General features: G+C 70.9%; 1 protein-coding gene. It reads left to right on the top strand.

All coding sequences use genetic code 11. The features are described 5' to 3' along the window. A partial coding sequence (locus DEF28_RS26925) for an aldehyde dehydrogenase family protein (protein ID WP_114400956.1) occupies window positions 1–364 on the top strand: 364 nt, incomplete at both ends.

The raw sequence follows: 364 nt of genomic DNA, 5'->3' as shown, positions 1-364 counted from the left end.
GGCGTTCGATGATCGGGCGGCGGTCTTCCTGCGGGCGGCGGAGTTGCTGGCGGGTCCGTGGCGGCAGACGCTGAACGCGGCGACCATGCTCGGCCAGTCGAAGACGGCCATCCAGGCGGAGATCGACGCGGCGTGCGAGCTGGTCGACTTCTGGCGGTTCAACGTGCACTACGCGCGCCGGCTGCACGCCGAGCAGCCGCACAGCCCGGCCGGCCAGTGGAACCGCCTGGAGCAGCGCCCGCTGGAGGGCTTCGTCTACGCGATCACGCCGTTCAACTTCACGGCGATCGCCGGGAACCTGCCCACCGCGCCCGCCCTCATGGGCAACGTCGTGGTCTGGAAGCCCTCGCCGACCCAGCAGTTC

The sequence above is a fragment of the Marinitenerispora sediminis genome (assembly GCF_003336425.1).
Classification (GTDB): Bacteria; Actinomycetota; Actinomycetes; order Streptosporangiales; family Streptosporangiaceae; genus Marinitenerispora; species Marinitenerispora sediminis.
The sequence above is the reverse complement of the archived record's forward strand: the minus strand, read 5'-3'. Positions and strand labels throughout refer to the sequence as shown.